Below are 6,772 nucleotides of genomic sequence, written 5' to 3' on the forward strand. Positions count from 1 at the left end.
AGTGGATGAAAGAAGCTCTACCCTGCCGTTCAGCCTGGTGAACAAGCTGATGGATAAGAAATCCATTGTAAAACTCATTGATTATGCCTACAGAAATATCGGTTTAAAGGAAACAGTTATCCTTTCCGACCGCCTTAAGGACATCGGATACAAGAATTCCACACTTGGCGGTTTGTCCATCTGCATTGATGATATGATTATTCCGGAAAATAAATGGGAACTTATTGGTAAAGCCGAAAAGAATATCGAAGACATCAAAGAGCAGTATTCCGAAGGTCTGATTACCCAGGGCGAGAAATACAATAAAGTCGTTGATATCTGGGCCCAGGCCACAGACGATATTGCCAACGCCATGATGGAAGTGATGAAAAATCCGCCACAAAAAGAGGGGACAGGCAGTTCAGAGGAACTCAATGCCGTCTATGTCATGGCGGATTCAGGCGCCCGTGGTTCCAAGGATCAAATGCGTCAGCTTGCCGGGATGCGCGGGCTGATGGCCAAACCTTCCGGTGAGATTATTGAAAACCCCATCACTGCATGTTTCCGCGAAGGTTTGTCCGTACTGCAGTACTTTATCTCCACCCATGGTGCCCGTAAGGGGTTGGCTGATACCGCACTGAAAACAGCCAACTCCGGTTACCTTACCCGTCGTCTGGCTGATGTCGGCCAGGACTGCACCATCGTAGAGCCTGATTGCGGTACCATCAACGGCATTGAAGTTGAAGCATTATATGAGGGTGGTGAAATTATCCAGACGCTTGGGGAAAGGATTCTTGGGCGTGTCACCCAGGAGGACATCCGCGATCCCTATTCCGATGAGTTTATTGTGGCGGTTGACACGGAACTCAATGAAGCACATGTGGTTAAAATTGAAGCGGCCGGCGTTCAACGGGTGAAAATCAGATCCGTATTAACATGTAACTCAAAACACGGTGTCTGCTCAAGATGCTACGGCCGTGATCTTGCCCATGGTGTCACCGTGGAAATTGGTCAGGCCATTGGTATTGTGGCAGCCCAGTCCATTGGTGAGCCCGGTACTCAGCTGACCATGCGTACCTTTCATATCGGCGGTACAGCGTCCAGAAAGGTAGAGGTGGCTGAAATCAAAGCCCGTGTCGGTGGGATTTTAAAGTTCAACGATGATATTCAGACTGTCACCTCGGCTCAGGGTGACGTCATTGTCATGAACCGTAAAGGTGGCGGTGTGACCATTGTCGGCGAGGAGGGACGTGAGCGTGCCAAGGAAAGCGTCATTTACGGTGCCACTCTCCATGCCAAAAACGGTCAGCAGATTGAGCCAGGTGACATTATAGCCTCCTGGGATCCCTTTACCACACCGATCATCACGGAAGTATCCGGTCGCATAAGATTTGCTGACATTATCGTGGGTAACACGGTGCAGGAACAGATTGACCCGGTTACAGGCAAGGTGTCAAGAACGATAATTGAAAGCAAGGATGTTGAGGTCCGGCCCAGAATAACTGTAAAGGATAAAGAGGGTAAAGCGGTTAAACTGCCCAACTCCAAGACGCCTGCCAGGTATTATCTGCCGGTAAACGCCATTCTCACTGTTGAAGAGGATGACAACATCATGGCTGGTGATGTTATTGCCAAGCTGCCGCGTGCCACCACAAAAACCAAGGACATTACCGGTGGTCTGCCGAGGGTTGCCGAGCTTTTTGAAGTCAGAAAACCAAAGGACCCGTCAGTACTGACTGAAATTAATGGCTATGTCACTGTTGCAAAGGGGACCAAAGGCCGCCAGAAGGTAACGGTTAAGCCCGGCGATGTTGGAGAGGCAAAAGAGTACGCTATCCCCAAGGGCCAGCATGTGTCCGTGTATGACGGCGATTATGTGAAAGCAGGAGATCCCCTGATCGCAGGCTCTGCCAATCCCCAGGATATAATGAATATCAAGGGTGAAGTGGCACTGGCCAAATACTTGGTTGACGAGGTCCAGGAAGTTTACAGGCTTCAGGGTGTGCGAATCAATGACAAGCACATTGAGGTTGTTATCCGCCAGATGATGCGCCGGGTTAAAGTGATCTCCACCGGGGATACCAATTTTATCCCCGATGAACAGGTTGACCGTATTCTTTTTGAGGAAACCAACCGTAAAGTGGCCATGGCGGGCGGTGAACCGGCCAAAGGTGAACCCTTGATTCTTGGTATTACCAAGGCTTCTTTGTCCACGGACAGCTTTTTATCCGCGGCATCGTTCCAGGAGACCACTAAGGTGCTGACTCTTGCTGCTATTGAAGGTAAGTATGACAGCCTCAAGGGGTTGAAAGAAAATGTTGTTATGGGGCGACTTATCCCGGCCGGCACGGGTTTTCCGGGTTACCGCGATATCGAAGTGGGATATGGTGAAATCGCTGAAGTGTAGAAAAATAAAATATTGTTGACATTTTGAAAAAGTATAAGTAAAATTGAATATTTTGTCGTGTATGGCGACTTATTAAGTTTGACGAAGGAGCGCGTGGAAAGTTATGCCGACCATAAATCAATTGGTAAGAAAAGGTAGGAAGAAATCGGAAAAGAAGGTTAGTACGCCGGCTTTGAAGGGTGGGCCTCAAAAACGTGGGGTTTGCACGAGAGTATATACTTCTACTCCTAAAAAGCCGAACTCAGCTTTGCGGAAGGTTGCAAGGGTTCGTTTGACAACCGGTATGGAAGTTGCTGCCTATATTCCTGGCATGGGGCATAATCTCCAGGAGCACTCCGTTGTCCTGGTCAGGGGAGGGAGGGTAAAAGACCTTCCAGGTGTGCGTTATCACATTGTCAGGGGTGCCCTTGATACGCTGGGTGTGGACGATCGTCGCCAGGGGCGTTCAAAGTATGGTGCCAAGCGTCCCAAGTAATCATAAGATTGTGATGGGGTTTAAGCATTCATAGTTAATGAAATATAAATTTGGTGGACTTTTTAAGATGGCGGAAAAATTTGTTTTTAAAGAAGGTTTCCTGCATAATGCCACGCATGAGGAGAAGCTTGTAGCCAAGTTTGTCAATTGTGTGATGAGAGACGGCAAAAAGAATGCTGCCCGTAAAGTTGTGGCTGATGCGTTGATGATTGCTGAGGAAAAAATTGGCGAACCTGCTCTGGCAGTGTTTAAAAAAGTGATTGATAATATCAGACCTTCTGTTGAAGTGAAATCAAGAAGGATCGGCGGGTCTACCTACCAGGTGCCCACTGATATAAAACCCGGTCGCCAGACGGCATTGGCCTTCAGGTGGCTTATCAATTTCAGCAGAAACCGTTCTGAAAAAGGGTTTACAAAAAAACTTGCTGCTGAGTTGATGGACGCTTATAACGAGCGTGGCGGGGCAATTAAGAAAAGAGAAGATACACATAAAATGGCCGAAGCCAACAAGGCGTTTGCGCATTTTAGGTGGTAGAAATTTAAAAATATCTTTGTAAACATTCCACAGGAGGAATAGAGAAGATGGCTAAGGAGAAATTTGAGCGGACTAAACCGCACGTGAACATCGGGACAATCGGGCATATCGATCACGGGAAAACCACTCTGACGGCGGCGATTACCAAACTTTGCGGCCTGAAGGGCCATGGAAAGTATGTTCCCTTTGATGAAATTGACAAGGCCCCGGAAGAAAGAGAACGTGGTATCACCATCGCCACAGCTCATGTTGAATACGAGACGGACAACCGTCATTACGCTCATGTCGATTGCCCGGGCCATGCTGACTATATTAAAAATATGATCACCGGTGCTGCCCAGATGGACGGTGCTATACTTGTTGTGTCCGCCGACGACGGCCCCATGCCCCAGACCCGGGAGCACATCCTGCTTGCCCGTCAGGTTGGTGTGCCTAAAATCGTTGTTTTCCTGAATAAATGCGACATGGTTGATGACGAAGAGCTCATTGAACTGGTTGAAATGGAACTTCAGGAACTTCTTGATACCTACGAATTTCCGGGCGATGAGACGCCGATTATCCGTGGATCCGCGCTTAAGGCTCTAGAATGTGACGACGTGAATGCAGAAGAAGCCAAGCCAATTTATGAGCTTCTTGATGTGCTTGATTCCTATGTTCCCGAACCTGAAAGAGATATCGCTAAACCCTTCCTGATGCCCATTGAAGACGTATTCTCCATCTCTGGCCGTGGTACCGTTGTTACCGGACGTATTGAGCGTGGCGTGATTACAACCGGCGAAGAGATTGAAATCGTAGGGATCAGAGACACCTCCAAAACGGTCTGCACTGGTGTTGAGATGTTCAGGAAACTTCTGGATCAAGGACAGGCCGGAGATAATGTCGGGTTGTTGCTGCGCGGTACAAAACGTGATCAGGTTGAGCGTGGTCAGGTTGTGTGCAAGCCCGGCACCATTACGCCGCATACTAAATTTAAAGCTGAAATGTATGCTCTGAGTAAAGAGGAAGGTGGACGCCATACGCCTTTCTTTACCGGTTACAGGCCTCAATTTTTCTTCAGAACCACTGATATTACAGGTGTTCTGACCTTGGAAGAAGGCGTTGAGATGATTATGCCTGGTGATAATGCTACCATTAACGTCGAATTGATCAACCCCATCGCCATGGAAAAGGAACTTCGTTTCGCTATTCGTGAGGGTGGCCGTACAGTTGGTGCCGGTGTTGTTGGTGAAATCGTAGAATAGTAGATTAAGAAAGAACAATAACAATGTTGAAGACTAAAATTAGAATTAGGCTCAAGGCTTATGACCATAAGCTGCTTGATCAGTCTTCGGTAGATATTGTTGATACGGCAAGGAAAACCGGCGCCAGAATTGTGGGGCCGGTTCCCTTACCCACCCGGATCAACAAGTTTACTGTGTTGCGTTCACCTCATGTGAATAAAAAGTCCCGTGAGCAGTTTGAAATCAGAACGCACAAAAGAATGATGGATATTCTTGAGCCTACACAGCAGACAGTGGACGCGTTAATGAAGCTTGACCTGTCCCCCGGCGTGGATGTTGAAATTAAATTATAGTGCATTAACAGGGACATATTAGTTATGATGAGTGGATTGCTTGGAAAAAAAATCGGTATGACCAACGTGTTTGCTTCCGATGGACAGCTCGTTCCTGTTACTGTGTTGCAGGTTGGACCCTGTGTCGTAACCCAGATAAAAACGGAAGCGACAGACGGGTATACCGCCTTGCAGCTCGGGTTTGATGAAAAGCCGGTTGAACGATTAAACAAACCCATTGCAGGACATTTAAAAAAAACATCGGATAAAGGTTTTCGGGTTTTAAGAGAATTTAGAGAAGAGAGTGTTGACGACATAGAGGCCGGGGCTACCATCGGTGTTGATATGTTTTCAATTGGTGATAAAGTAACTGTGACCGGTATTTCAAAGGGTCGTGGTTTCCAGGGAACCATCAAACGTCATGGCTTTTCCAGGGGACCTGAAACCCACGGTAACCGGAATCATAGAAAACCCGGCTCCATCGGCAACTCAGCATGGCCGGCAAAGGTAATTAAGGGGAAAAAATTACCCGGTCATACCGGTGTGGATAAAGTTACGGTAAAAAATTTAACAATTGTAGATATTAAACCCGATGACAACCTTATCCTGATAAAAGGTGCAGTTCCCGGTTTTAAAACCGGTGTTGTCGAGGTGCGCAAAGCTGATGTAGAAAAATAAAACAGTTTTTGAAGCCGTATTTAACAACTTTAAAAAATACGGTAGAACATCAGTCTGATTAAATAGACGAATAGCGGCTATGGGTATTGCAATTATTTCGCAGTGATGCATAGTCGATCAAAATTGAAGAGGAAGAATAATGGCTGCTGTAGATGTATTAAACAGTACAGGTGCTAAAGTATCTGAAGTGGAGTTGCCTGACGAAATTTTCAGCATACCGGTCAAAACAAGCGTTCTTCACGACGTGGTTCGGTCCCAGCTCGTTTCAAAACGGGAAGGGACTGCTGCGTCTAAGACCAGAGGTATGGTTGCAGGTTCTACAAAGAAATTATTCAGGCAGAAAGGAACCGGTAACGCCCGGGCTGGTAGCATAAAATCCCCTTTGCGTAAAGGCGGTGGTGTTATCTTTGGTCCCAGTCCCAGATCCTATGAAATCAAAGTGCCTAAAAAAGTAAGAAAACTCGCCCTTAAAATGGCTTTAAGTGCAAAAGTTTCAGATAGTCGGCTTTTTGTTATTGACGCCCTTGAACTCCAAGAGATCAAAACAAAAGCATTGGCAAATGTACTTTCAGCACTGAATCTTGATGATCTTCTCATTGTTTCAGATACAGATGATACAAAACTTGCTCTGTCCTCCAGGAATATTCCGGATGTCAAAGTGATAAAAACAGAAGGTCTCAATGTTTATGACATTTTAAAGTTTAAAAACCTTCTGCTGGAAGAATCCAGTATCCAAAACATTAAGGGGAGGTTGAGCTAAGATGATTGAATATGACATCCTCCGTGGACCTGTGGTTACCGAAAAAACTACCCTTCAAAAAGAGATGTTCAACCAGGTGACTTTTAAAGTTGCCACGGATGCCAACCGGGTTGAAATCAAAAATGCCGTTGAAAAAGCATTCAATGCACAGGTCAAACAGGTCAGAACCGTACAGGTCAAAGGGAAAACAAGACAGCGTGGCAGAATTATCGGCAAAAAAAAGGACTGGAAAAAAGCCGTAGTCACGCTGATGCCCGGACAACGAATTGATTTTTTTGAAGGTGTGTAAAGAGGTATTAATATGTCAACAATAGTTAAAACCAAACCGACATCTCCGGGAAGACGTGCTCAGGAGTATCTTTCTTTTGAAGAAATTACAAAAGACA

The 6,772-nt window shown here is 46.3% G+C and carries 7 protein-coding genes and 1 pseudogene; all 8 read left to right on the plus strand.

Translation table 11 applies throughout. The features are described from left to right. A pseudogene (locus AB7U36_RS15365) lies at nucleotides 1-2,386 on the plus strand (DNA-directed RNA polymerase subunit beta'); the annotation flags it as partial. 103 nt (nucleotides 2,387-2,489) lie between these two features. Next, on the plus strand, nucleotides 2,490-2,861 hold the full coding sequence (gene rpsL / locus AB7U36_RS15370) for a 30S ribosomal protein S12 (RefSeq protein WP_004073793.1): 372 nt from the start codon (nucleotides 2,490-2,492) through the stop codon (nucleotides 2,859-2,861). A 67-nt stretch (nucleotides 2,862-2,928) separates the two neighbouring features. Next, nucleotides 2,929-3,396, plus strand: coding sequence for a 30S ribosomal protein S7 (gene rpsG / locus AB7U36_RS15375; RefSeq protein WP_428160602.1), 468 nt, complete (start codon nucleotides 2,929-2,931; stop codon nucleotides 3,394-3,396). A gap of 47 nt (nucleotides 3,397-3,443) precedes the next feature. Then, entirely contained in the window at nucleotides 3,444-4,637 is a 1,194-nt protein-coding gene (gene tuf, locus AB7U36_RS15380; protein ID WP_428160598.1) for an elongation factor Tu, read from the plus strand. A 23-nt stretch (nucleotides 4,638-4,660) separates the two neighbouring features. Further along, nucleotides 4,661-4,969: a 30S ribosomal protein S10 gene (gene rpsJ / locus AB7U36_RS15385; protein WP_004073804.1), complete on the plus strand. Its 309-nt coding sequence runs from the start codon at nucleotides 4,661-4,663 to the stop codon at nucleotides 4,967-4,969. Between the two features lie 24 nt (nucleotides 4,970-4,993). After that, nucleotides 4,994-5,626 (plus strand): 50S ribosomal protein L3, encoded by a 633-nt coding sequence (rplC, locus tag AB7U36_RS15390; RefSeq protein ID WP_428160599.1) that lies wholly within the window; start codon nucleotides 4,994-4,996, stop codon nucleotides 5,624-5,626. A 139-nt stretch (nucleotides 5,627-5,765) separates the two neighbouring features. Beyond that, nucleotides 5,766-6,386 (plus strand): 50S ribosomal protein L4, encoded by a 621-nt coding sequence (rplD, locus tag AB7U36_RS15395; protein ID WP_428160600.1) that lies wholly within the window; start codon nucleotides 5,766-5,768, stop codon nucleotides 6,384-6,386. A 1-nt stretch (nucleotide 6,387) separates the two neighbouring features. Beyond that, on the plus strand, nucleotides 6,388-6,675 hold the full coding sequence (rplW, locus tag AB7U36_RS15400) for a 50S ribosomal protein L23 (RefSeq protein ID WP_428160601.1): 288 nt from the start codon (nucleotides 6,388-6,390) through the stop codon (nucleotides 6,673-6,675). Nucleotides 6,676-6,772 lie beyond the last annotated feature (97 nt).

The sequence above is a fragment of the Desulfobacter sp. genome, assembly GCF_050177295.1.

What these genes read in the sequence shown, in the direction of transcription:
- rpsL (WP_004073793.1), top strand. Translation starts at nt 2,490, where the DNA reads ATGCCGACCATAAATCAATTGGTAAGAAAAGGTAGGAAGAAATCGGAA.
- rpsG (WP_428160602.1), top strand. Translation starts at nt 2,929, where the DNA reads ATGGCGGAAAAATTTGTTTTTAAAGAAGGTTTCCTGCATAATGCCACG.
- tuf (WP_428160598.1), top strand. Translation starts at nt 3,444, where the DNA reads ATGGCTAAGGAGAAATTTGAGCGGACTAAACCGCACGTGAACATCGGG.
- rpsJ (WP_004073804.1), top strand. Translation starts at nt 4,661, where the DNA reads ATGTTGAAGACTAAAATTAGAATTAGGCTCAAGGCTTATGACCATAAG.
- rplC (WP_428160599.1), top strand. Translation starts at nt 4,994, where the DNA reads ATGATGAGTGGATTGCTTGGAAAAAAAATCGGTATGACCAACGTGTTT.
- rplD (WP_428160600.1), top strand. Translation starts at nt 5,766, where the DNA reads ATGGCTGCTGTAGATGTATTAAACAGTACAGGTGCTAAAGTATCTGAA.
- rplW (WP_428160601.1), top strand. Translation starts at nt 6,388, where the DNA reads ATGATTGAATATGACATCCTCCGTGGACCTGTGGTTACCGAAAAAACT.